Below are 23,309 nucleotides of genomic sequence, written 5' to 3' on the forward strand. Positions count from 1 at the left end.
GCTCCGAGGCTACCGGCGCGGCCCGGACGGCCCGCGCTAGCATGGTGCCCGACCGGCGATCGGGGAGGGGGCGGATCGACATGCGGTGCACCGACCCGGGCGGCGCCCTCGAGGCCGCCGAACTCGCCCGACGCCTCAACCTGCTGCTCGACTTCGAGGAGTCGCAGCGCGGTGATCCCGTGCCGTTCGCCGCGATCGAGGAGTACGTCGCCGACCGCGGTGGCTCGCTGTCGCGGGCGAAGTGGACGTACATGCTCTCCGGTGACGGGCGTCGGAACCGGGACAGCGGCCTGCTCCGTCTGCTGGCCGGCTTCTTCGAGGTCGACGAGCGCTTCCTGCTCGAGGACAGCGCGGTGCCCGAGCGCATCGGCGCCCAGATCGAGCTCGTGCGCGCGCTCCGGTCGGCACGTGTGAGCGGCTTCGCGGCGCGGACGTTCCCCGGGGAGCTGTCGCCCGAGGCGCTGCGTCGCATCGCGCAGGTGCTCGAGGAGGAGTCGGCACGAGGGGGAGTGGCGTGACGGACCGGTCGATCGAGGCGTTCTGGCTCCGCGGTGCGGCGGAGGGGTGGTCGGACATCGACCAGGCGGTCGCCGCCGCGTCCGACCACGTGGGCAAGCCCGTCGTGGTGCGTGAGGAGTCGTTCCTCAGCACCGAGCCGGTCTGCGGCTTCGTCGCCACACTCGAGCACCAGCACCTCGTCATGATCTCGCCGACGAGCTCGGGGACGTTCCGGTCCTTCGTCATCGGGCACGAGCTCGGGCACGTGCTCCACCGGCACCACGAGCGTGCGGCGCAGTCGGCGTACGTGCGCGACGTGTTCCCGGACGTCCCCGAGTACAAGGTCGAGCGCGCCCTCGCACGCGGGCTCTTCTCGAACGACCACGAGCACGAGGCCGAGGTCTTCGCCGACCGGCTCGCAGCGCTCATCCGCGCCAACCGCGGCCGCCCGAGCGCCTTCCGCGGGGTCTTCGGGTGATCGTCTCCGTCACGATGGCGGTGCTCCTCGTCGTCGGGACGGTGGTGCTGTTCCGGCTGCAGCGCGGGCAGGACCGGACCCTCGCGGTCACGTTCCTGCTGTTCTCCGCGACGATCGTCACGAACGTCGACCCGCTGTACCGCTGGCTCGACCCCCTGGTCGGCGGCCGCAACGTGGTGACCGTCGTGAGCGACTGCCTGATGGTGGCGGGCACGAGCGCCCTGCTGTGGGGCGTCGCGAAGGCCGTCGGCGCCGGGTGGCCGTGGCTGCGCGCCGCCATCGTCGTCGTCTTCGCCGTGGTCGTCGTGGTGGTCGTGACGGCCTTCGTGGCGCTCGAGCAGCCGCCGACGACCACGACGTTCATGCTCGTGGCGGGTGACCAGCCGGCCGCCGCGGTGTACTCGATCGCGCAGACCGCTCACCTCGGGGTCGCCCTCGGTGCCACCGGGGTCATCTGCCTCCTCCGGCTCCGCGAGGCCCGGACGGCCGTCGACCTCGTCGGGCTGTGGCTCCTCGTGGTGGGCGGGGTGTTCGGCGTCGTGCGGATGGTCACGGTGACGGTGATGGACGTCGCCCACGTCGTCGGTCGCCTCGACGTCACCCGTGCGCTCGCCCTGCCGTACGACGTCACCACGCCCGGCGCGGTGCTCTGCGTCGCCACCGGCATGCTGCTGCTCGTCGTCGGGCACCGGCTCTCCCGGCACCGCCGTGCCCGCCGGCTCGACGCCGCGCTCGCCCGCCTCGCGCCGCTGCACGCGCGCATCGGCACGGACAACGCCTACCCCGCGACCCGCGATGCCGCCACGCGCCTCAGCCGGACCATCGTGGAGATCAACGACGGTGCCCGGCGGGCCCGACAGCTGCTCGGCTACCAGGAACGGGCCGACCTCGCCGAGGCGGAGGCGGCGCTCGAGGACCCGGGCCGCGCGGCAGGGTCCCGGACACGACCGCAACGGTCCGGTCACGTTCCCGAGCAGGACTCGACCTCTCGTCCGAGCGCCGTGTAGGGTCTGTAGCACGTGCTACAGGCAGGATCACCGCGCCGCGGCACGCCGGGGGAGCTCTCGGCCGCGTTGGGGGCGGCCGAGCACCCCCGGACACCGCTCGTGGGCGTCCCGGTCGGTCGCGACACCTCGCGCGCCGAGGGCGGCCCTGCTGTCTAGACTCGTCGGGTGACCGTCTTCGCCGCCGTCGTCCTGTTCCTCGCCGCCGTCTTCAACGTGGTGACGTGGCCGCGCTTCTTCCAGCGGGTGGCGAAGGACCCGCGGGCGCGGAACGCCGCCGGGGAGCCGACGACGTTCTACACCGTGCACCTCGTGCTGCTGCTCATCGCCTTCGCGATCGCCCTGGCGGCCGTCGTCGCGGGCATCCTGCTGCTCGTCTGAGCTGAACGGAGCCGAGCCGAGCCGATCCGGGCCGAGGGAGGCCGGGCCGCACCGGACCCCGGGCAGGGTCGAGCTGATCTGCGCCGCCTCAGCCCTCGCTCGGCAGCGGTGCGCCGAGCGCCCGCTCGAGCCCCAGACGCGCCAATCGCTCGTCGGCCGTGTCGAGGAGCACGCGGTAGACCGTGTCGTCGGTGACGAACTCGACGCAAACCGCGTCGACGTCGCACGGCTCCACGCGCCACCCGGTCACGCGCTCCATCGGCACCCGCGTCCGGCCGTCCTGCTCGAAGCTCGTCTCGGCCCGGACGCCGTGCTCGAAGAACCGGATCCGACCGGTCGTCCCGCGCCAGGTGAGCTGCAGGTCGAGCGTGGGGGAGACAGAAGGGTCCGGCACGTGCCGATCGTACCGGCGCGCACCGGACCCTGTCCGTCGAGGAGGCCTCAGCCCTGGTCGTGACCCGTCTCGTCGCGACGGACCTGTGCGGCCGGGTCGCGGACCCCGATCGGGTACGGACCGGTGACGCCCTCGCGGAGCGCGGCGATGCGCAGGATGCGGTCCCGCTGCAGGAACCACCCGACGACGAGCAGCGGGATGATGATCACGAGCGACGCGATCGTGTACGTGCCGACCGGGTAGTCGATCGCCATGAGCACGATGACCGAGACCAGGAACGCCAGGGTCAGCCAGGAGGTCACCGGGGCCCCGGGGAGCTTGAACGAGGGCTCCTTGGCCAGGCCCTGCTTCGCCCACTGCCGCAGCTTCATCTGGCAGAGGATGATCGTGCCCCACGCGGTGACGATCCCCAGGCTGGCGACGTTCAGCGCGATCTCGAAGGCCTGCTTCGGCACGAAGTAGTTGAGCGCGACACCGGCGACGGTGAAGCCCGCGGTGAGCAGGATGCCCGCGTAGGGCACCCCGCCCTTCGACATCTTGGTGGTCCACTTCGGGGCGGAGCCGTTCATGCCCATCGAGTGCAGCGCACGACCGGTCGAGTACAGCCCGGCGTTGAGCGAGGACAGGGCGGCGGTGAGGACCACGAAGTTCATGATCGACCCGGCGATCACGCCGACCTGCGGGTTGCCGAGCGACGAGAAGAACGTCACGAACGGGCTCTGTCCGTCCTTGTACGAGGTGTACGGCAGGAGCAGGGAGAGCAGGACGACCGACCCGACGTAGAAGACCGCGATGCGGAACACGACGGAGTTGATGGCGCGGGGGATGACCTTCTCGGTGTCCTGGGTCTCACCGGAGGCCGTTCCGACGAGCTCGATGGCCGCGTACGCGAACACGACGCCCTGCACCACGAGGACCGCCGGCAGCACACCGTTCGGGATGAGTCCACCGTTGTCGGCCCAGATCGAGAAGCCGGTCCGGACGGCCTCGCCGCCGGTCTCCACCGGGAAGGCGAAGACCAACCAGACGATCGCGATCACGAGGAACGCGACGAGCGCCGCGACCTTGATGAGCGCGAACCAGAACTCGAGCTCGCCGAAGACCTTGACGGCCACCATGTTCGCCGCGAGCACGACGACGAGGGCGATGAGCGCGAGGAGCCACTGCGGCGCCGCGGTGAACGCGCTCCAGTAGTGCAGGTACAGCGCGACGGCGGTGGTGTCCACGATCGACGTCATCGCCCAGTTCAGGAAGTACATCCACCCGGCGGCGTACGCGAACTTCTCACCGTAGAACTCGCGGGCGTAGGAGATGAACGACCCGGAGGACGGACGGTGCAGCACGAGCTCGCCGAGGGCGCGGAGGATGAAGAACGCGAAGACCCCGGCGACCAGGTAGGTGACCGCCAGCGCCGGCCCCGCGGTGTTCAGGCGTCCGCCCGCACCGAGGAAGAGTCCGGTGCCGATGGCGCCGCCGATCGCGATCATCTGCAGTTGCCGGGGCTTCAGACCGTGCTGGTAGCCCTCCTGCTCGTGCGAGAAGTCGTTCGCGGGCTTCGAGACACCCGTGTCGTTCTGCGCTGTCATGCGCGCCAACCTACATGCGCTGACAGCCCCGGGCGGAACCCGCGCCCGACCTGTACGACACCACAGGCGGAGCGGACGCTGAGCACCGCGGCATTCGCGTCCGACACCATGGACGGATGGACACCCTCCTCCGACTCCTCGTCGCGACCGGGATCGCCCTGCTCGTGACCGCCGCCGCGGCCCTCGTCCTGCACCTGGTCCTGCGGACCGTCGCCCGACGGGAACGCTGGGCCGCGGTGCTCTCCCGACGGACCAAGCACCCGTTCCGGACGGTGCTGCTGGTCGCCCTGCTCTGGACGGCGTTCACCACGAGCATCCCGCGGGACGAGGACACCTTCCCCTGGCGCGACGAGGTCTCCCACACCTTCCTCATCGCGACGATCGCGGTCGGCTGCTGGCTCGCGTGCCAGATCGCCATCTTCCTCGAGGACCTCGGGCTGCACCGGTACCGCGTCGACGTGCCGGACAACCGCGTCGCCCGACGCATCCGCACCCAGGTGCTCATCATCCGACGGCTCACGATCGCCGTGCTCGTCATCATCGCCGTCGGCGCGATCCTCCTCACGTTCCCCGGCGTCGAGGCGGCCGGGGCGAGCGTCCTGGCCTCCGCCGGGCTCATCTCGGTCGTGGCCGGCCTCGCCGCGCAGTCGACGCTCGGCAACGTCTTCGCGGGCATGCAGCTCGCGTTCTCCGGGTCGATCCGCGTGGACGACGTCGTCGTGGTCGAGCAGCAGTGGGGCCGCATCGAGGAGATCACGCTCACCTACGTCGTCGTCCACCTCTGGGACGACCGTCGGTTCGTGCTGCCGTCGACGTACTTCACGTCGACGCCGTTCGAGAACTGGACCCGCACCGGCAGCGAACTGCTCGGCGCCGTCGAGTTCGACCTCGACTGGCGCATCAGCCCGACCGAGATGCGCACCGAGCTCGACCGCATCCTGTCGACGTCGACGATCTGGGACGGCCGGACCAAGGTCCTGCAGGTCACGGACGCGGTGAGCGGCCTGGTGCGCGTGCGGATCCTGGTGTCGGCCCCGGACGCCGGTGGTCTGTTCGACCTCCGCTGCTACGTCCGCGAGGAGATGGTCGAGTGGGTGCAGCGCGAGCACCCGGACGCCCTGCCGCGCCAGCGCGTGCAGGTCACGCAGGGCGCCGAGCAGGTCGGCCAGCGACGTGCCCGCACCGAGGAGCAGGACGCGGCGCTCTTCCGTGAGGGCGACGAGCGCACCGCGCTCTTCACCGGGCCGATCCAGACCTCCGGCATCCGCCCCGAGGAGATTCCGCCGGAGCGGTGACGGACGGGAGGCGCGGTACCAGCTGGTACCGCGCCTCCCGTCCGTCATCCGGTCACCGTGGGCGACCGGACCTCGCGTCCTAGCGCTGGCGCGCCTTCACGGCGCGGTCGTCCTCGACGACCGTGCCCACCGCGACGAGCGTCGTCGCGATCCACGCGACCCACGTCAGGGCCAGGCGCCAGTCGCGCGGACCCTGCCGCGTCGTCTGCAGCACGCTGTAGCCGCTGATGATCGAACTCCACACCGCACCGCTGAACATGAACTTCCGCACGGGTTCCTCCTCCTGGTCGTCCCCGCCACGCTACCGGCCGCTACATTGGAGCGCCGCCGGTCGCCCTGCCGGGGCGCAGAGCGAGGAGACACCGTGCGTCAGGCCGTCATCGGGGGAGTGCTGCTCGTCGTCGGCGCGGTGTGCGTCGCGCTCGGGTTGCTGCCCCTGTCCGACCTCGCCACCCTCGCCGAGCGCGTCGTCCCGGTGCTCGCCTTCGTCCTCGGGCTGACGATCGTGTCGGAGCTCGCCGCCGACGCCGGGGTCTTCGACCGGCTCGCCGACCTCGCCGCGCGGATCGGCGGCGGCCGGACCATCGGGCTCTGGGTCGCGGTCGTCGTGCTCGCCGTCGTGTGCACCGTGTTCCTCAGCATCGACACGACCGCGGTGCTGCTCACCCCGATCGTCATCACGCTCGCCCGCCGCGTCGGGCTGCCGCCGATGCCCTTCGCGCTCACGACGGTGTGGCTGGCGAACACGGCCTCGCTGCTGCTCCCGGTGTCGAACCTGACGAACCTGCTCGCGGTCGACAAGATCGGACTCGACGGGCCGATCCCGTTCGCCGGGCTCATGGTCTGGGCGGCGCTCGCCGGCGTCGTCGTGCCGTGCGCCGTGCTCCTCGTGGTGTTCCGCGGGAAGCTGTTCGGCCGGTACACGCCCGTGGAGCTCCGTCGTCCGCGCGACCCGGTGTCCTTCTGGGCGGCCTCGGCGGTGCTCGTCGCCCTCGTCGTCGCCCTGACCGCCGGTGTCACGGTGTGGATCGCCGCCCTCGTCGCGGCCGCGCTCCTCGTCGTGGTCGCAGCCGTCCGGTCGCCGGCCGAGCTCCGGCCGTCCCGCGTCCCGTGGTCGACGCTCGTCTTCGCCGCGGGGCTGTTCGTGGTCGTCGAGACCCTGCACACGACCGGGCTCACCGACCCGATCGTGCACGCGCTGTCCGGCGGGACCGACACCGGTTCGCTCCTGCTCCTCGGCGGCGCCGGCGGGGTCGCCGCCAACGCGATCGACAACCTGCCCGCCTACCTGGTGCTCGAGCCGGCGGCCGGGCACGAGGCACTCCGCTACGCGGCGCTCCTCGTCGGCGTCAACGCCGGGTGCCTGATCACCCCGTGGGCCTCGCTCGCGACGCTGCTCTGGCACGCCCGCCTGGCGTCCGAGGGCGTGCACCTGTCGTGGGGGCGCTACATGGCGCTCGGCTGCGTCGTCGCCCCGCTCACGGTCGTCGCGGGCGTGCTGGCGCTGCAGCTCTGAGACGGGGCGGCTACAGCCAGTCCTTGCTCTTGAACACGCGGTAGAGCACGAGCGACGTCGCGACGATGAGCGACACCGAGGCGAGGAACCCGCTCCAGTGCCCCTCGCCCGGGAACGTCACGTTCTGGCCGAAGAACCCGGTGATCGCCGTGGGGATCGCGATGATCGCCGCCCAGCTCGTCACCTTCTTCATGACCGTGTTCTGCCGGTTCGAGGCCAGGTTCAGGTTCGTGTCGAGGACGCTCGACACGGCGTCGCGGAGCTGCTCGACCGAGTCGGCGATCGACACGAGGTGGTCCTCGACGTCGCGGAAGTACGGACGGATGCCGTCGGCGATCGTCTCGGCGTCGCCGTGCAGCAGCGAGCCGACGCTGTCCCGCGTGGGCACGACCTGTCGGCGGAGCACCCCGAGGGCCTTCCGGAGCCGGAACGACCGCCGCTGGATCTGCTGCTCGCGCGGGTTCCCGTGTTCGAACAGGTCGTCCTCGAGGTCGTCGATCCGCGCGCCGATGTCCTCGACCGCGCTCGTGGCGTGGTCGACCACGGCGTCGAGGAGGCCCCAGACCAGCCACGGCACCCCGCGGTCGGCGAGGTCCGCGTTCGCGTCGAGGCGCCGCTCGACGGCACCGAGGTCCACCTCGGGCCCGTGGATGGTGACGAGGGCGCGGTGCGTGACGAACGCCTTGACCTCGTGCGTGACGAGCTCGCCGTCGTCGTCGAGGCCCTGCACGTCGTAGACCACCAGGAACAGGCTGTCGCGGTAGCGGTCGAGCTTCGGTCGCTGGCCGCGCTCGAGGGCGTCCTCGACGGCGAGCACGTGCACGCCGAGCTCGTCCTCGACCTGGTCGAGGCCGTCGGGGCCCGGGTCGACGTGGTCCACCCACACGAAGGTGCCGTCGTCGTGCTCGAGGAGGTCCGAGACCCGGTCGACCGGGAAGTCCCGCTCCACCGCGGTGCCGTCCCGCCACGCCCGTGTCATGACCATGCGGACGAGACTACTGGCGGCGTCCCGGGAGCCCGGCGCACGCACGCTGGTACCGTCGGCGACGATCCCGGCGCTCGAGCCGGGGGGAACGGAGACCCCACCACCCCATGGCAGCAGACACCGACCCCGACCGGTACGCCTTCGTCGTCGCCTCGAACCGCCTCCCCGTGGACCGCGTCGTCGACGAGGACGGCAACGAGGGGTGGCGGCACTCGCCCGGCGGGCTCGTGACGGCCCTCGAGCCGGTCATGCGCGCCAACGACGGCGCGTGGGTCGGCTGGGTCGGCCAGCCCGACGTCGAGGTCGCCCCGTTCGACAACGAGGGCATCCACATCGTGCCGGTGCCGCTGAGCGCCGACGACGTCGAGGAGTACTACGAGGGCTTCAGCAACGACACACTCTGGCCGCTGTACCACGACGTCATCGAGCACCCGAGCTACCACCGCGACTGGTGGAACGCCTACAAGCGGGTCAACGAGCGGTTCGCCACGCAGATCGCCGAGATCGTCGAGCAGGACGGCGTCGTCTGGGTGCAGGACTACCAGCTGCAGCTCCTCCCGGCACTGCTCCGCGCGAAGCGGCCGGACCTGACGATCGGCTTCTTCAACCACATCCCGTTCCCGCCCGTCGGCATCTACGCCCAGCTGCCGTGGCGTGCACAGATCCTCGACGGTCTGCTCGGCGCCGACGTCATCGGCTTCCAGCGCCAGGACGACGCGGCCGACTTCCTCCGCGCCGTGCGGCACATCAAGGGCTACACGACCAAGGGCTCGACGATCGACGTGCCGGTCGACGACCCGGCCGCACCGCGCAGCCGCAAGGGCATCACGGTCCGGCACGTCGAGGCGCGCCACTTCCCGATCTCGATCGACGCCGAGAGCTTCGAGGAGATCGCCCACCGCCCCGAGGTGCAGGCCCGGGCGCGCGAGATCCGCGAGAGCCTCGGCAACCCGACGACCGTGCTCCTCGGGGTCGACCGCCTCGACTACACGAAGGGCATCCGTCATCGCATCAAGGCGTTCGGCGAGCTCGTCGAGGACGGCCGCATCGCGGTGGAGGACGCCACACTCGTGCAGGTCGCGAGCCCGAGCCGCGAGCGCGTCGACACCTACGCGGCGCTCCGCGACGAGATCGAGCTGACGGTCGGCCGGATCAACGGCGACCTCGGCGTCATCGGCCACCAGCCGATCGCGTACCTGCACCACGGGTACCCGCGCGAGGAGATGGTCGCGCTCTACCTGGCCGCCGACATCATGCTCGTCACCGCCCTCCGCGACGGCATGAACCTCGTCGCGAAGGAGTACGTCGCCGCCCGCTTCGACAACGACGGCGTCCTGATCCTGTCCGAGTTCGCCGGCGCCGCCGACGAGCTCAAGCAGGCCGTCATCGTCAACCCGCACGACATCGGTGCGCTGAAGGACTCGATCCAGCGCGCGATCGAGATGCCCCGGCGCGAGCGCTCCACGCGCATGCGGGCGCTCCGGAAGCGCGTCCGCGACAACGACGTGGCCCGCTGGTCCCGCTCGTTCCTCGAGGCGCTCGACCGGCACGCCCCGCGCGGGTCGAGGATCGACCCGTCCGACGACGGCGGCGAGCGGCACCGCGAGGCGGAGGACGACGGCATGTCGATCTTCGACCAGGACGCACAGAAGGCGCGCGCCGCCGAGGACACCCGGGAGGCACGGGGTGCCTGAGGTCTCCACCGACCCGGCCGTCCTGACGGCGGCCCTCGAGACGCTCGCGGCTGCGCCGCGACTGCTCGTCGCCCTCGACTTCGACGGCACGCTCGCCCCCTTCGCCGACGACCCCGCGCAGGTCGGCGCGCTCCCGGGCTCGTGGGCGGCCGTCCTCACGCTGCAGCGCGCCGCCGACACCGAGGTCGTCCTGGTCTCCGGCCGACCGCTCGAGGGCCTCGCCCGGGTGTCGTACGCGCCCGACGGGATGGCGCTCGTCGGCTCGCACGGCGTCGAGTGGCGCGTCGACGGCCACGACGAAGCCGCCCTGAGCGAGGAGGAGCTCGCCCGGGTCGCCCGTGTCGGCGCCGCGCTGGACGAGGTCGGCACCCGCTTCCCCGACGTGGTGATCGAGCACAAGCCCGCCGGGCACGGCGTCCACACCCGCCGGGCGAGCCCGGAGGACGCGGCTGCGGCGAACGCGGCCGCACACGCGGCGGCGCACGAGGCCGACCCCGACGTGCTCGAACGCGGCGGCAAGGACATCCTCGAGTTCGCCGTGCGGCACGTCACGAAGGGCGACGCCGTCGACCGACTCCGCGAGCTCCGCGGTGCGGACGCGGTGTTCTTCGCCGGCGACGACGTGACGGACGAGGACGCCTTCCGCGTGCTCCGCGACGGCGACGTCGGCGTGAAGGTGGGGGAGGGCGACACGCTCGCCGGTCACCGCGTCGCGGACCCGGCGGCCCTCACCGACGTCCTGAAGCAGCTCGCGCGTCTGCGCGCCACGCGCTGACGACCCGGCCCCGCGCCTCCCGTCCGAGCGGGAGCGCGCGGAGCGCGGGGGTGCACGGCTGGTATCCCAACTGGTCCTAGACTGCCTCCATGCCTGACATCGACGTGAAGCCGCGCAGCCGGGTCGTCACCGACGGGATCGAAGCGACCACCTCGCGTGGCATGCTCCGGGCCGTCGGCATGGGCGACGCAGACTGGGACAAGCCGCAGATCGGGATCGCGTCCTCCTGGAACGAGATCACCCCCTGCAACCTCTCGCTCGACCGCCTCGCGCAGGGCGCGAAGGAGGGCGTGCACTCCGGCGGCGGGTACCCGCTGCAGTTCGGCACCATCTCCGTCTCCGACGGCATCTCGATGGGCCACGAGGGCATGCACTTCTCGCTGGTCTCGCGCGAGGTCATCGCCGACAGCGTCGAGACCGTCGTGAACGCCGAGCGCCTGGACGGCACCGTCCTGCTCGCCGGCTGCGACAAGTCGCTGCCGGGCATGCTCATGGCCGCGGCGCGCCTCGACCTCGCGAGCGTCTTCCTCTACGCGGGGTCGGTCATGCCGGGCTACGTGAAGCAGGCCGACGGCTCCTTCAAGGAGGTCACGATCATCGACTCCTTCGAGGGCGTCGGGGCGTGCAAGGCCGGCACGATGACCGAGGCCGAGCTCAAGGAGATCGAGTGCGCGATCGTCCCGGGCGAGGGCGCCTGCGGCGGGATGTACACGGCGAACACCATGGCGAGCGTCGCCGAGGCCCTCGGCATGTCGCTGCCGGGCTCCGCCGCCCCGCCGAGCGCAGACCGTCGTCGTGACTACTACGCGCGCCGCTCCGGCGAGGCCGTGGTGAACATGCTGCGTCTCGGCCTCACCGCCCGGCAGATCCTGACGAAGGAGGCGTTCGAGAACGCCATCGCCGTCGCGATGGCGCTCGGAGGCTCGACCAACGTCGTCCTGCACCTCCTCGCGATCGCGCACGAGGCCGAGGTCGAGCTGAGCCTCGACGACTTCAACCGGATCGGCTCGAAGGTGCCGCACCTGGCCGACATGAAGCCGTTCGGCAAGTACGTCATGGTCGACGTCGACCGCAACGGCGGCATCCCGGTGATCATGAAGGCGCTGCTCGAGGCCGGCCTGCTGCACGGCGACGTGATGACCGTCACCGGCAAGACCCTCGCCGAGAACCTGGCCGAGATCGACCCGCCGGAGCTCGACGGCGAGGTCTTCCGGAAGCTCGACAACCCGATCCACGAGACCGGTGGGCTGACGATCCTCAAGGGCTCCTTCGCGCCGGACGGTGCCGTCGTGAAGACCGCCGGCTTCGACGCCGCCGTGTTCGAGGGTCCGGCGCGGGTGTTCGACCGCGAGCGTGCCGCCATGGACGCCCTCACCGAGGGTCAGATCCAGAAGGGCGACGTGGTGGTCATCCGCTACGAGGGTCCGAAGGGCGGCCCCGGCATGCGCGAGATGCTCGCCATCACGGCGGCCATCAAGGGCGCGGGCCTCGGCAAGGATGTACTACTCTTGACGGACGGGCGATTCTCAGGCGGCACAACCGGCCTGTGCATCGGCCACATCGCACCGGAAGCCGTGGACGCAGGTCCAGTGGCATTCGTGCGCGATGGCGACCGCATCCGTGTCGACATCGCGGCTCGCTCGCTCGACCTACTGGTCGACGACGCCGAGCTGGAGGCCCGCCGAGCAGGCTGGGCCCCGCTGCCCCCGCGCTACACCCGCGGAGTCCTCGCGAAGTTCGCGAAGCTCGTCCAGTCCGCCGCCAAGGGCGCGGTCACGGGCTAGCGTCGACACGTTCGAACCGCCATCCCTCCAGGCAAGGAACACCTCATGCCCACGGAAGCCACTCCGCTGTCCGCGGCCGCCGGTGCACGCCGGTCGCCGGAGATCCTGACCGGCTCGGGAGCCGTCCTCCGGACGCTCGAGCACCTCGGGATCACCGACGTCTTCGGCCTGCCCGGCGGCGCCATCATCCCGTTCTACGACGAGCTCATGGCGTCCACGACCATCCGCCACGTCCTCGTGCGCCACGAGCAGGGCGCCGGCCACGCCGCCGAGGGCTACGCCTCGTCGTCCGGCAAGGTCGGCGTCGCCATCGCCACGTCCGGTCCGGGGGCGACGAACCTCGTCACCGCGATCGCCGACGCGTACATGGACTCGGTGCCGTTCATCGCCATCACCGGGCAGGTGTTCTCGACCCTGATGGGGACGGACGCCTTCCAGGAGGCCGACATCGTCGGCATCACGATGCCGATCACGAAGCACTCGTTCCTCGTGACCGACCCGGCCGACATCCCGGCGACCCTCGCGGCCGCCCACCAGATCGCGACGACGGGGCGTCCGGGTCCGGTGCTCGTCGACATCACGAAGGACGCCCAGCAGAAGTCGGCGCCCTACGTCTGGCCGCCGAAGATCGACCTGCCCGGCTACCGGCCGGTCACGAAGGCGCACGGCAAGCAGATCACCGCGGCGGCACAGCTGCTGGCGGACGCCGAGCGTCCGGTGCTGTACGTCGGCGGCGGCGTGGTCCGCTCCGGCGCGTCCGCCGAGCTCCTGCGCTTCGCCGAGGCCACCGGGGCCCCGGTGGTCACGACCCTGATGGCGCGCGGGGCCTTCCCCGACTCGCACCAGCAGCACCTCGGCATGCCGGGCATGCACGGCACGGTGCCCGCGGTCCTCGGGCTGCAGGACAGCGACCTCATCATCGCCCTCGGTGCCCGGTTCGACGACCGGGTGACCGGCAAGGCCGACGAGTTCGCGCCCGGTGCCAAGGTCGTGCACGTGGACATCGACCCCGCGGAGATCTCGAAGATCCGCTACGCCGACGTCCCGATCGTGGGCGACGCCCGCGAGGTCCTCGTCGACCTGCTCGAGGCCTGGGACGACGTGCCGGCGGACCAGCGCGCCGACACGAGCGCCTGGTGGGCGAAGCTCGACCAGCTCCGCGAGGACTTCCCGCTCGGGTACGCGGAGCCGACCGACGGGCTGCTCGCGCCGCAGGCGATCATCCGCCGCATCGGGGAACTGACCGGTCCCGAGGGCGTCTACGCCTCGGGCGTCGGCCAGCACCAGATGTGGTCCGCGCAGTTCATCCGGTACGAGCGGCCGAACGCGTGGCTCAACTCCGGCGGCGCCGGGACCATGGGCTACTCGGTGCCCGCGGCGATGGGCGCGAAGGTCGCCCAGCCGGACCGCGTGGTGTGGGCGATCGACGGCGACGGCTGCTTCCAGATGACGAACCAGGAGCTCGCGACCTGCGTCATCAACGACATCCCGATCAAGGTCGCGATCATCAACAACTCGTCGCTCGGCATGGTGCGGCAGTGGCAGACCCTGTTCTACGACGGCCGCCACTCGTTCACCGACCTCGAGACGGGGCACCAGAGCCGTCGCGTGCCGGACTTCGTGAAGCTCGCCGACGCGTACGGTGCCCTCGGCATCCGCGTCGAGCGCGCCGACCAGGTCGACGACGCGATCACGCTCGCCCTCGAGACGAACGACCGCCCCGTGGTGATCGACTTCGTCGTGAGCCGCGACTCGATGGTGTGGCCGATGGTCCCGCAGGGGGTCGGCAACTCCTCGATCGAGTACGCCCGCGACCACGCGCCCAGCTGGGACGTCGAGGACGCCGACATGACCGGAGACCCCGCATGAGCCACGTCCTCTCCCTGCTCGTCGAGGACAAGCCGGGTCTGCTGACGCGCGTCGCCGGACTGTTCGCCCGTCGCGGCTTCAACATCGAGTCGCTCGCCGTCGGCGGCACCGAGGTCGAGGGCCTGTCCCGGATCACGGTCGTCGTCGACGTCGAGGACCTGCCGTTGGAGCAGGTGACGAAGCAGCTCAACAAGCTCGTCAACGTGATCAAGATCGTCGAGCTCGACTTCTCGCAGTCCGTGCAGCGCGAGCACATGCTCGTGAAGGTCCGCGTCGACAACCAGACCCGCTCGGCCGTGCTCGAGGCCGTGAACCTCTTCCGTGCGCAGGTCGTCGACGTGGCGACCGACTCGCTCATCGTCGAGGTGACGGGCGACCCGGGCAAGATCCAGGCGATCCTCCGGGTGCTCGAGCCCTACGGCGTCAAGGAGCTCGCCCGTGCGGGCCTGCTCGGCATGGGCCGCGGACCCAAGAGCATCACCGACCGCGTGCGCTGAGCACGCCCCAGACAACCACCGGAACCAAGGAGACACACCCTCGTGACTGACATCGTGTACGACGCCGACGCCGACCTGACGCTCATCCAGGGCAAGAAGGTCGCCGTCATCGGCTACGGCTCGCAGGGCCACGCCCACGCCCTCAACCTCCGCGACTCCGGCGTCGAGGTCAAGATCGGCCTCCAGGAGGGCTCGAAGAGCCGTCAGAAGGCGGAAGAGGCAGGCTTCGAGGTGCACACCCCGGCCGACGCCACCGCGTGGGCCGACGTCGTCGTCATCCTCGCGCCGGACCAGGTGCAGCGGATCGTCTACAAGGACGACATCGAGCCGAACCTCAAGCCGGGCGCGACGCTCGTCTTCGGCCACGGCTTCAACATCCGCTACGGCTACATCCAGGCGCCCGAGGGCGTCGACGTGTCGCTCGTCGCGCCGAAGGGCCCCGGCCACACCGTCCGTCGCGAGTACGAGGCCGGCCGCGGCGTCCCCGTCATCGTCGCGGTCGAGGTCGACGCCTCCGGCAGCGCCTGGGACCTCGCGTGGTCGTACTCGAAGGCCATCGGCGGCCTGCGCTCCGGCGGCATCAAGACGACCTTCACCGAGGAGACCGAGACCGACCTGTTCGGCGAGCAGGCCGTCCTCTGCGGTGGCACCTCGCAGCTGATCCAGTACGGCTTCGAGACCCTCGTCGAGGCGGGCTACCAGCCGCAGATCGCCTACTTCGAGGTCCTGCACGAGCTCAAGCTCATCGTCGACCTCATCTGGGAGGGCGGCCTCACGAAGCAGCGCTGGTCGATCTCCGACACCGCCGAGTTCGGTGACTACGTCTCCGGCCCGCGCGTGATCTCGCCCGAGGTCAAGGAGAACATGAAGGCGGTCCTGTCCGACATCCAGGACGGCACCTTCGCGAAGCGCTTCATCGAGGACCAGGACGCCGGCGCCCCGGAGTTCAAGGAGCTCCGCGCGAAGGGCGAGGGCCACCCGATCGAGGCCACCGGTCGCGAGCTCCGCGCGCTGTTCGCGTGGAAGTCGAACGACGCCGACTACGTGGACGGCTCGGCCGCGCGGTAGTCTGCGCAACGACCACTCGACGACGAGGCGGCGGTGCGGACGCACCGCCGCCTCGCGATGTGACCCGAACGACATGCACCTGTACCCCTCCTGCTCCAGCGCCGACGCCCGGCCCGACTCCGGCGTCCCCGCACGCGTCCCCACCGCACCCGTCGCACCGATCCTCGCGGGCCCGGCGTCCCGTGCCGTCACCCCCACCGCGGGGATGACGAGCAGTGGTCACGACCGGGTCCTCCGTCGTGGGAGGATCGTCGGATGGCGGTGACGAAGCGAGCGGTCCACATCGGCGCCGGCAAGATCGGGCGCGGGTTCGTGGGGCAGTTCCTGGTCGCGAGCGGCTACGAGCTCACCTTCGTCGACGTCGACGACCGCGTGGTCTCGGCGCTCGAGGAAGCCGGTCGCTTCGTCGTGCACGAGGTCGGCGAGCAGCCCGTCGAGCACCTGGTGCACGGGTTCCACGCCCTGAGCAGCAAGACCGACCGCGAACGCGTCGTCCAGGCCATCGCCGAGGCGGACGTCGTCACGACGGCGGTCGGTGCGCGGACCCTCCCGCTCGTCGCCCCGGTCATCGCCGAGGGCCTCGCCGCCCGTCCGCTCGACCGCGGCGACGTCACGATCGTCGCCTGCGAGAACGCCTTCAACGCGACCGACTCGCTCCACGCGAGCATCCGTCGCGCACCGATCCTCGAGGACCGCGACGTCGCGGCGGTCTTCGCGAACTGCGCGATCGACCGCATCGTGCCGGACCAGTCCGGGGTGCTCGGTCAGTCCGGCGGGCTCGACGTCGTGCTCGAGCCCTTCTACGAGTGGGTCATCGAGCGCACGCCGTTCGCGGACTCCGACGCCGAGCCGCCGCAGATCGACGGCGTGACCTGGGTCGACGACCTGCAGCCGTTCGTCGAGCGCAAGCTCTACACGGTGAACACCGCGCACGCGACCGCCGCCTACCACGGCACGGTCCGAGGGATCCGGCTCATCCGCGAGGCCCTGGAGGACCGCGAGGTCCGCGCCGAGGTCGACGGCGTCCTGGCCGAGACCACCGCGCTCCTCGTCGCCAAGCACGGCTTCGACCCGGCCGAGCACGCCCGCTACGTCGCGGCGAACCTGACCCGCATCGCGAACCCGCTGCTGCCCGACACGACCGTGCGGGTCGGCCGCAACCCGCTGCGGAAGCTCGGTCGCCGCGAGCGCTTCATCGGTCCGGCGTCGCAGCTCGCCGAACGGGGCATGCCGGTCGAGCACCTGCTCGGTGCCGTGCGGGTCGCCCTGGCCTTCGACGACGAGAACGACCCCGAGTCGATCGAGCTGCACGCGCTGCTGCGCTCCGGAGCCACCGCGCACGCGCTGACCGAGATCCTGACCGGCCTCATGGAGAGCCACCCGCTGTTCCCGGCGGTCCGCGACGTGGTCGCCGAGGTGCTCGAGACGCAGGCGGCCGACGTCTGACGGACGCCGGCAGTGGTGCCCGCCGTCGCGGGTCCCTCGTAGAATCGACGGCATGACCACGGCAGCATCCCCACCGGACGGGTCCGTCGACCACGACGACGAGGAAGCCCTCGCCTGGGGCGACGCCGACGACGCGACCCACGTCGACGCGGCCCACAACCCGGTCGCCGTCCGCGAGCGCGGCGGCCGCGACCCCGAGACGCCGGAGACCTCGGGTGCCCTCGTCGGCTTCGGGGTGTTCGGCGGCCTCTACCTCCTGTACACGGTGGCCTGGCTCCTCACCGCCTCCACCGCGTACGTCGCCGACGTCGACACCGTGCTCACGGTCTTCGTCGAGGTGCTGCGCTTCCTCGCGATCGTCGCGCCCGCGCTCTGGTTCTCGGTCGTGCTGTGGGCCGGCCGCGGCCGCCGCACCCGCACCCGTCTGCTCTGGATGCTGCTCGGCGCCCTCGTGCTCTTCCCCTGGCCGTTCCTCATGACGAGGAGCTTCGGGTGACCGCCGCGACGCCGGCCGCACGCCGGACCCCGTCGCCGCTGGTCGGCCGGGTCGTCGTCTGGGTCGTCTTCGGTGCGCTGTTCACCTACATGACGGTGCAGAGCGTCGGGAACCTCGTCACCGTCTCGCAGTCGGTGCGCGCGTTCAACACCTTCCTCGAGACGACCTCCGGCGGCGACTCGCTGCAGCGCAGCACGCCGTGGGTCTGGCTCGTCCTCGACATCGCCATCGCACCGGTCGCCTTCGCGATCGCCCTCTGGGCGACGCGGCGGTCGCGGCTCGCGGTGACCGTCGGCATCTTCGTGGTCGCGTTCGCGGCGGCGGGCGCGCTGTGGCTGGACCTGCAGCTCTTCGTCCCGCGTCTGCTCGACTTCTGACGCGACCACACCGGACGGACCGACGGACGGGAGGCGCGGTGCCAGCGGGCACCGCGCCTCCCGTCCGTCGTGTGGTCCCGTGCGGGACCGACGGTGCGGTCGTAACGGTCCCGTCGCGTCGATACGATGGTCGGACACCGCCCGTCTCGTGTGAGGAACAGCAGCTGTGCCGAAGCCGGTCGTCCTGATCGCCGAAGAACTCTCGCCCGCCACCGTCGACGCCCTCGGGCCCGACTTCGAGATCCGGAACGTGGACGGCACCGACCGACCCGCCCTCCTGGCCTCCCTCGCCGACGCGCACGCCGTGCTGGTGCGTTCCGCCACCAGGATCGACGCCGAGGCGATCGCCGCTGCGCCGCAGCTCAAGGTCGTCGCCCGTGCGGGAGTCGGTCTCGACAACGTCGACATCAAGGCGGCCACGACCGCCGGCGTCATGGTCGTGAACGCGCCGACGTCGAACATCATCTCCGCCGCCGAGCTCACCGTCGGGCACATCCTCTCGCTCGCACGGCACATCCCGGCCGCGCACGCGTCGCTCGCCGCCGGTGCCTGGAAGCGGTCGTCCTACACGGGCGTCGAGCTGTACGAGAAGACCGTCGGCATCATCGGCCTCGGCCGGATCGGCGCGCTCATCACGCAGCGGCTGCAGGCCTTCGGGGTCTCGGTCATCGCGTACGACCCGTACGTCACCACCGCTCGCGCGCAGCAGCTCGGCGTCGAGCTCGTCTCGCTCGAGGACCTCCTCCGCCGAGCGGACTTCACCACCATCCACATGCCGAAGACGCCGGAGACGGTGGGCATGATCTCCGACGAGCAGTTCGCGCTGATGAAGCCGACCGCGTTCGTCGTGAACGTCGCCCGTGGCGGCCTGATCGACGAGGACGCGCTGCACCGTGCGCTCACCTCGGGTGCGATCGCCGGTGCCGGCCTCGACGTCTTCGTGTCCGAGCCGCCGAAGGACTCGCCCCTGGTGGCGCTGCCGAACGTCGTCGTGACGCCGCACCTCGGCGCCTCGACGGACGAGGCGCAGGAGAAGGCCGGCGTCTCGGTCGCGAAGTCGGTCCGGCTCGCCCTCGGCGGCGAGCTCGTGCCGGACGCCGTCAACGTCGCGGGCGGCGTCATCGACCCGTACGTCCGCCCGGGCATCCCGCTCATGGAGAAGCTCGGCCAGGTCTTCACCGGGCTCGCGACCTCCCCGGTCACGAGCATCGACGTCGAGGTGCACGGCGAGCTCGCGCAGTACGACGTCAGCGTCCTGAAGCTCGCGGCGCTCAAGGGCGTGTTCACCGACGTCGTCAGCGACCAGGTGTCCTACGTCAACGCGCCGCTCATCGCCGAGCAGCGCGGGGTGACCGTCCGGCTCATCACCGACGGGGAGAGCCCCGAGTACCGCAACCTGCTCACCATCCGCGGTGCACAGTCCGACGGTCCGGCGATCAGCGTGTCCGGCACGCTCACCGGCGCGAAGCAGGTCGAGAAGCTCGTCGAGATCAACGGCCACGACGTCGAGGTCGCCCTCGACGCGCACCACGTCGTGATGGTCTACACCGACCGCCCCGGCATCGTGGCGGTCTACGGCAAGGAGTTCGGCGAGGCCGGCATCAACATCGCCGCCATGCAGATCTCGCGGCGTGAGGCCGGCGGCCAGGCGCTCAGCGTCCTGACGGTCGACTCGCCCGTGCCCGCCGAGATCCTCGAGCACGTCCGCTCCACCATCGACGCGACCTCGCTCCGCGAGATCGACATCACGCTGTAGGGGAGTGACGGACGTGGCGCAGACGATCAAGCTCGCGGTGATCCGCGGCGACGGCATCGGCCCGGAGGTCGTGGACGAGGCGCTCAAGGTGCTGCACGCGGTCCTCCCGGCGGACCTCGTCGTCGAGGAGACCGCGTTCTCGCTCGGTGCCGCGCGGTACCTGGAGACCGGGGACATCCTCACCGACGACGACATGGCGGCCGTCGCCGAGCACGACGCCATCCTGCTCGGCGCCGTCGGCGGTGACCCGCGCGACCCCCGGCTCGCCGGCGGGATCATCGAGCGCGGGCTCCTGCTGAAGCTGCGCTTCGCGTTCGACCACTACGTGAACCTCCGGCCGACGACGGTGTACTCGTCGGTGGCGAGCCCCCTCGCGGACCCGGGCGAGGTCGACTTCGTCGTCGTCCGGGAGGGCACGGAGGGCCCGTACGTCGGCAACGGCGGCGCGATCCGGGTGGGCACCCCGCACGAGATCGCGACCGAGGTGTCGATCAACACGGCGCACGGCGTGGAGCGGGTCGTGCGGTACGCGTTCGACCTCGCGTCGCGTCGTCCCCGGAAGCACCTCACGCTGGTGCACAAGAGCAACGTCCTGGTCAACGCCGGCGCCCTCTGGCAGCGGACCGTCGCGGCGGTCGCCGAGGAGCACCCGGACGTCACCGTCGACTACCAGCACGTCGACGCGGTCACCATCCACATGGTGCGCGAGCCCGGACGGTTCGACGTCATCGTCACCGACAACCTCTTCGGCGACATCATCACCGACCTCGCCGGCGCGATCAGCGGCGGCATCGGTCTGGCGGCGTCGGGGAACATCAACCCCGACGGCACCTTCCCCAGCATGTTCGAGCCGGTGCACGGTTCCGCGCCGGACATCGCGGGCCAGCAGGTCGCCGACCCGACCGCAGCCGTCCTGTCCGTCGCCCTGCTGCTCGACCACCTCGGTCGTGCGGACCTGGCGGCGGCCGTGACGCAGGCGGTCGAGGCGGACCTCGCGAGCCGGGGCACCACGCCGCGCAGCACGGCCGAGGTCGGCGACGCGATCGCCGCCGCGGCCGCAGCACGCACCACCACCGCCTGACAGGAGCCTTCCCCGATGAGCAACGACACTGCGAGCACTGGCGACTTCGCCCTCGAGTTCGCGTCCACCCCGTCGCCCGAGCGCCGTGCGGCCGCCGAGCGCGAGGAGATCCTCGCCGACCCCGGCTTCGGCAAGCACTTCACCGACCACATGGCCACGGTCGAGTGGACGCTCGACGGGGGCTGGCACGACGCCGCGGTCCACGCCTACGGACCGCTCTCGCTCGACCCGAGCGCGAGCGTGTTCCACTACGCGCAGGAGATCTTCGAGGGACTGAAGGCCTACCGGCACGCCGACGGCTCGGTCTGGTCCTTCCGTCCGGACGCCAACGCCCGTCGCTTCCAGCGCTCGGCGCGCCGGCTCGCGCTGCCCGAGCTCCCGGTCGAGGTCTTCGTCGAGTCGATCCGGCAGCTCGTGCGGACCGACGTCGACTGGGTGCCGTCGGCGCCCGAGACGAGCCTCTACCTCCGCCCGTTCATGATCGCGACCGAGTCCTTCCTCGGCGTGCGCGCGGCGCAGGCGGTCGCGTACCACTGCATCGCGAGCCCGGCGGGCGCGTACTTCACGTCGGGTCCGCAGCCCGTGTCGATCTGGCTGTCGACCCACTACGCCCGTGCCGCCCGTGGTGGGACCGGTGCGGCGAAGACCGGCGGCAACTACGCCGCGTCGCTGCTCCCGCAGCAGGAGGCGTACGAGCAGGGCTGCCAGCAGGTCATGTTCCTCGACTCCGAGGAGGGCCGGTACCTCGAGGAGCTCGGCGGCATGAACGTCGTGCTCGTCAAGGCCGACGGCACGCTCGTCACCCCCGACTCCGAGTCGATCCTCGAGGGCATCACCCGCGACTCGATCCTCCAGCTCGCCGAGGACCGCGGGCTCCGGGTCGAGCGCCGCCGCGTCACGCTCGACGAGTGGCGTGACGGCGTGGCCGACGGATCGATCACCGAGGCGTTCGCGTGCGGGACGGCCGCGGTCGTCACGCCGATCGCCGAGCTGCGCGGCGAGGGGTTCACCATCACCCTGCCGACCGCCGGCGCCGGGGAGCTCACGATGTCCCTCCGCGAGGAACTCACCGACATCCAGTACGGCCGCCGTCCCGACCCGCACGGGTGGATGACGCAGCTGACCGACCCGGCCTGAGCGCGGGATCGGTAGGGTCGAACGGTGAAGATCGCACGGTTCAGCAGCACGGGTGAAGACCCGCGGTACGGCATCCTCGACGAGCGCGACCTGGTCGTGCTCGCGGGGGACCCGATGTACCAGGGGTTCGAGACGACGGGGGAGCGGGTGCCGCTCGCCGACGCCAAGCTCCTCGCGCCGGTGATCCCGCGGTCGAAGGTGATCGGCGTGGGGCTCAACTACGCCGAGCACGCGTCGGAGATGGACGAGCGCTCCGGTGACGACCCGGTCGTGTTCCTCAAGCCGAACACCTCGGTGATCGGCCCGGACGAACCCGTCCGCCTCCCGGCCGACGTCGGCCGCGTCGACCACGAGGGCGAACTCGCCATCGTGATCGGGTCGCTCGCCAAGAACGTGCGCCGGGAGGACTTCGCCAGCGTCGTCCTCGGGTACACGATCGCGAACGACGTGACGGCCCGCGACCTGCAGGCCCGCGACGGGCAGTGGACCCGGGCGAAGGGCTTCGACACGTTCTGCCCGCTCGGCCCGGTCATCGAGACCGAGATCGACCCGTCGGACATCCGACTCGAGACCCGCGTCGACGGCGAACTCCGCCAGGCAGCGTCGACGAGCGAGATGGTGCACGACATCCCGACGCTCGTCGAGTTCGTGTCCTCGATCTGGACCCTGCTGCCGGGCGACGTCATCCTGACCGGGACCCCGGCCGGCGTCGGGCAGATCCGTGACGGCGAGGTCGTCGAGGTCCTCATCGAAGGGATCGGCTCGCTCAAGAACCCGGTCATCGCCCGACACTGACCGCGTGCAGTCGTGCCGAACGGCCCGTTCCCCAGCAGGGGAGCGGGCCGTTCGTCGTCGGTCCACTGCCGACCGAACCGTTGCGACACGCCCGGGTGTCGGACCGGTTGGCCGAGTCCCCGGGCCGTGTGTAGAGTAATCACTCGTTGCCGCTGAGGCGGAGAACGGAACGGCCGAGACGGTCACCGGGTCGAAGACCTGGGGATGCAGTCCGGACGGGGTCCCGCTCGGCAACGAATCCCACCACGACAGTGAACCGAATGGTTCGGTCTCGTGGTGTCGAGACACCAAGCCCCTCTAGCGGAGCTCCTGATGGAGTCGAGTGGGGGGTGCGTCTGGTCCTTGAGAACTCAACAGCGTGCACATTGTCAATGCCAATTTATTGACCCCGTTGCCT

Annotated in this window: 23 protein-coding genes; 19 read left to right on the forward strand and 4 right to left on the reverse strand. The window is 71.1% G+C overall.

From position 1 onward, the window contains the following. Window positions 1–80: 80 nt before the first annotated feature. The 4 genes from QUG92_RS02365 (at window position 81) to QUG92_RS02380 (ending at window position 2,361) form a co-directional block, all read left to right on the forward strand. Window positions 81–518, forward strand: coding sequence for a hypothetical protein (locus tag QUG92_RS02365; protein WP_289457537.1), 438 nt, complete (start codon window positions 81–83; stop codon window positions 516–518). Next, the gene (locus tag QUG92_RS02370) at window positions 515–976 is read left to right on the forward strand and encodes a M48 family metalloprotease (protein WP_069712285.1); all 462 of its coding nucleotides are present in this window, start codon (window positions 515–517) and stop codon (window positions 974–976) included. Before QUG92_RS02365 ends, QUG92_RS02370 begins: the two co-directional genes overlap by 4 nt. Then, window positions 973–1,983, forward strand: coding sequence for a hypothetical protein (locus QUG92_RS02375; RefSeq protein ID WP_289457538.1), 1,011 nt, complete (start codon window positions 973–975; stop codon window positions 1,981–1,983). Before QUG92_RS02370 ends, QUG92_RS02375 begins: the two co-directional genes overlap by 4 nt. Before the next feature lie 165 nt (window positions 1,984–2,148). Then, window positions 2,149–2,361: an SCO4848 family membrane protein gene (locus QUG92_RS02380; RefSeq protein WP_289457539.1), complete on the forward strand. Its 213-nt coding sequence runs from the start codon at window positions 2,149–2,151 to the stop codon at window positions 2,359–2,361. Between the two features lie 88 nt (window positions 2,362–2,449). On the opposite strand, the gene QUG92_RS02385 is transcribed toward QUG92_RS02380, so the two are convergent. Both QUG92_RS02385 and QUG92_RS02390 read right to left on the reverse strand, forming a co-directional pair. Beyond that, complete coding sequence (locus tag QUG92_RS02385; protein WP_289457540.1) at window positions 2,450–2,755, reverse strand: hypothetical protein; 306 nt, start codon at window positions 2,753–2,755, stop codon at window positions 2,450–2,452. Window positions 2,756–2,802: 47 nt separating this feature from the next. Further along, window positions 2,803–4,341 carry an amino acid permease gene (locus QUG92_RS02390; protein ID WP_289457541.1) on the reverse strand — a complete coding sequence of 513 codons (1,539 nt, stop codon included), beginning with the start codon at window positions 4,339–4,341 and terminating at the stop codon, window positions 2,803–2,805. Window positions 4,342–4,457: 116 nt separating this feature from the next. Between QUG92_RS02390 and QUG92_RS02395 the strand changes: the two genes are divergently transcribed. Then, complete coding sequence (locus QUG92_RS02395; RefSeq protein ID WP_289457542.1) at window positions 4,458–5,636, forward strand: mechanosensitive ion channel family protein; 1,179 nt, start codon at window positions 4,458–4,460, stop codon at window positions 5,634–5,636. A 79-nt stretch (window positions 5,637–5,715) separates the two neighbouring features. Here QUG92_RS02395 and QUG92_RS02400 read toward each other — a convergent pair whose 3' ends face one another. Continuing rightward, window positions 5,716–5,907 carry a hypothetical protein gene (locus QUG92_RS02400; RefSeq protein ID WP_069712291.1) on the reverse strand — a complete coding sequence of 64 codons (192 nt, stop codon included), beginning with the start codon at window positions 5,905–5,907 and terminating at the stop codon, window positions 5,716–5,718. 93 nt (window positions 5,908–6,000) lie between these two features. On the opposite strand from QUG92_RS02400, the gene QUG92_RS02405 reads away from it, so the two are divergent. Continuing rightward, entirely contained in the window at window positions 6,001–7,152 is a 1,152-nt protein-coding gene (locus QUG92_RS02405) for an SLC13 family permease (protein WP_182047714.1), read from the forward strand. 10 nt (window positions 7,153–7,162) lie between these two features. Here the strand turns inward: QUG92_RS02405 and QUG92_RS02410 are convergent, their stop codons facing one another. Beyond that, complete coding sequence (locus QUG92_RS02410) at window positions 7,163–8,137, reverse strand: magnesium transporter CorA family protein (protein WP_289457543.1); 975 nt, start codon at window positions 8,135–8,137, stop codon at window positions 7,163–7,165. 107 nt (window positions 8,138–8,244) lie between these two features. On the opposite strand from QUG92_RS02410, the gene otsA reads away from it, so the two are divergent. The 13 genes from otsA (at window position 8,245) to QUG92_RS02475 (ending at window position 22,912) form a co-directional block, all read left to right on the forward strand. Then, window positions 8,245–9,831, forward strand: coding sequence for an alpha,alpha-trehalose-phosphate synthase (UDP-forming) (gene otsA / locus QUG92_RS02415; protein ID WP_069712294.1), 1,587 nt, complete (start codon window positions 8,245–8,247; stop codon window positions 9,829–9,831). Next, window positions 9,824–10,606, forward strand: a complete 783-nt coding sequence (otsB, locus tag QUG92_RS02420; protein WP_289457544.1) for a trehalose-phosphatase — start codon at window positions 9,824–9,826, stop codon at window positions 10,604–10,606. Before otsA ends, otsB begins: the two co-directional genes overlap by 8 nt. An 89-nt stretch (window positions 10,607–10,695) precedes the next feature. Next, complete coding sequence (ilvD, locus tag QUG92_RS02425) at window positions 10,696–12,390, forward strand: dihydroxy-acid dehydratase (RefSeq protein ID WP_069712296.1); 1,695 nt, start codon at window positions 10,696–10,698, stop codon at window positions 12,388–12,390. A 45-nt stretch (window positions 12,391–12,435) separates the two neighbouring features. Continuing rightward, window positions 12,436–14,259: an acetolactate synthase large subunit gene (locus tag QUG92_RS02430; RefSeq protein ID WP_289457545.1), complete on the forward strand. Its 1,824-nt coding sequence runs from the start codon at window positions 12,436–12,438 to the stop codon at window positions 14,257–14,259. Next, window positions 14,256–14,756 carry an acetolactate synthase small subunit gene (gene ilvN, locus QUG92_RS02435; RefSeq protein WP_066654921.1) on the forward strand — a complete coding sequence of 167 codons (501 nt, stop codon included), beginning with the start codon at window positions 14,256–14,258 and terminating at the stop codon, window positions 14,754–14,756. The genes QUG92_RS02430 and ilvN overlap by 4 nt, the downstream gene beginning before the upstream one ends. Window positions 14,757–14,798: 42 nt before the next feature. Beyond that, the gene (gene ilvC / locus QUG92_RS02440) at window positions 14,799–15,824 is read left to right on the forward strand and encodes a ketol-acid reductoisomerase (RefSeq protein WP_069712298.1); all 1,026 of its coding nucleotides are present in this window, start codon (window positions 14,799–14,801) and stop codon (window positions 15,822–15,824) included. 255 nt (window positions 15,825–16,079) lie between these two features. Continuing rightward, the gene (locus tag QUG92_RS02445; RefSeq protein WP_182047722.1) at window positions 16,080–17,270 is read left to right on the forward strand and encodes a mannitol-1-phosphate 5-dehydrogenase; all 1,191 of its coding nucleotides are present in this window, start codon (window positions 16,080–16,082) and stop codon (window positions 17,268–17,270) included. 52 nt (window positions 17,271–17,322) lie between these two features. Beyond that, window positions 17,323–17,766 (forward strand): hypothetical protein, encoded by a 444-nt coding sequence (locus tag QUG92_RS02450; RefSeq protein WP_289457546.1) that lies wholly within the window; start codon window positions 17,323–17,325, stop codon window positions 17,764–17,766. Further along, window positions 17,763–18,143, forward strand: coding sequence for a hypothetical protein (locus QUG92_RS02455; protein ID WP_069712302.1), 381 nt, complete (start codon window positions 17,763–17,765; stop codon window positions 18,141–18,143). The genes QUG92_RS02450 and QUG92_RS02455 overlap by 4 nt, the downstream gene beginning before the upstream one ends. A gap of 166 nt (window positions 18,144–18,309) precedes the next feature. Beyond that, window positions 18,310–19,899 carry a phosphoglycerate dehydrogenase gene (serA, locus tag QUG92_RS02460; RefSeq protein WP_069712303.1) on the forward strand — a complete coding sequence of 530 codons (1,590 nt, stop codon included), beginning with the start codon at window positions 18,310–18,312 and terminating at the stop codon, window positions 19,897–19,899. Between the two features lie 13 nt (window positions 19,900–19,912). Beyond that, window positions 19,913–20,980 (forward strand): 3-isopropylmalate dehydrogenase, encoded by a 1,068-nt coding sequence (locus QUG92_RS02465; RefSeq protein WP_289457547.1) that lies wholly within the window; start codon window positions 19,913–19,915, stop codon window positions 20,978–20,980. Window positions 20,981–20,995: 15 nt separating this feature from the next. Beyond that, a complete protein-coding gene (locus tag QUG92_RS02470; protein ID WP_289457548.1) occupies window positions 20,996–22,117 on the forward strand; it encodes a branched-chain amino acid aminotransferase in 1,122 nt (373 codons plus the stop codon). Between the two features lie 24 nt (window positions 22,118–22,141). After that, window positions 22,142–22,912 carry a fumarylacetoacetate hydrolase family protein gene (locus QUG92_RS02475; RefSeq protein WP_182047732.1) on the forward strand — a complete coding sequence of 257 codons (771 nt, stop codon included), beginning with the start codon at window positions 22,142–22,144 and terminating at the stop codon, window positions 22,910–22,912. Window positions 22,913–23,309 lie beyond the last annotated feature (397 nt).

Origin of the sequence: Curtobacterium citri (assembly GCF_030362955.1) — a bacterium.
In the GTDB taxonomy this organism is placed as follows: Bacteria; Actinomycetota; Actinomycetes; order Actinomycetales; family Microbacteriaceae; genus Curtobacterium; species Curtobacterium citri.

Coding starts and splice junctions, on each gene's coding strand:
- otsA (WP_069712294.1), top strand. CDS start 8,245: ATGGCAGCAGACACCGACCCCGACCGGTACGCCTTCGTCGTCGCCTCG.
- ilvN (WP_066654921.1), top strand. CDS start 14,256: ATGAGCCACGTCCTCTCCCTGCTCGTCGAGGACAAGCCGGGTCTGCTG.
- QUG92_RS02450 (WP_289457546.1), top strand. CDS start 17,323: ATGACCACGGCAGCATCCCCACCGGACGGGTCCGTCGACCACGACGAC.
- QUG92_RS02430 (WP_289457545.1), top strand. CDS start 12,436: ATGCCCACGGAAGCCACTCCGCTGTCCGCGGCCGCCGGTGCACGCCGG.
- ilvD (WP_069712296.1), top strand. CDS start 10,696: ATGCCTGACATCGACGTGAAGCCGCGCAGCCGGGTCGTCACCGACGGG.
- QUG92_RS02470 (WP_289457548.1), top strand. CDS start 20,996: ATGAGCAACGACACTGCGAGCACTGGCGACTTCGCCCTCGAGTTCGCG.
- QUG92_RS02390 (WP_289457541.1), bottom strand. CDS start 4,341: ATGACAGCGCAGAACGACACGGGTGTCTCGAAGCCCGCGAACGACTTC.
- QUG92_RS02395 (WP_289457542.1), top strand. CDS start 4,458: ATGGACACCCTCCTCCGACTCCTCGTCGCGACCGGGATCGCCCTGCTC.
- QUG92_RS02410 (WP_289457543.1), bottom strand. CDS start 8,137: ATGGTCATGACACGGGCGTGGCGGGACGGCACCGCGGTGGAGCGGGAC.
- QUG92_RS02445 (WP_182047722.1), top strand. CDS start 16,080: ATGGCGGTGACGAAGCGAGCGGTCCACATCGGCGCCGGCAAGATCGGG.
- QUG92_RS02365 (WP_289457537.1), top strand. CDS start 81: ATGCGGTGCACCGACCCGGGCGGCGCCCTCGAGGCCGCCGAACTCGCC.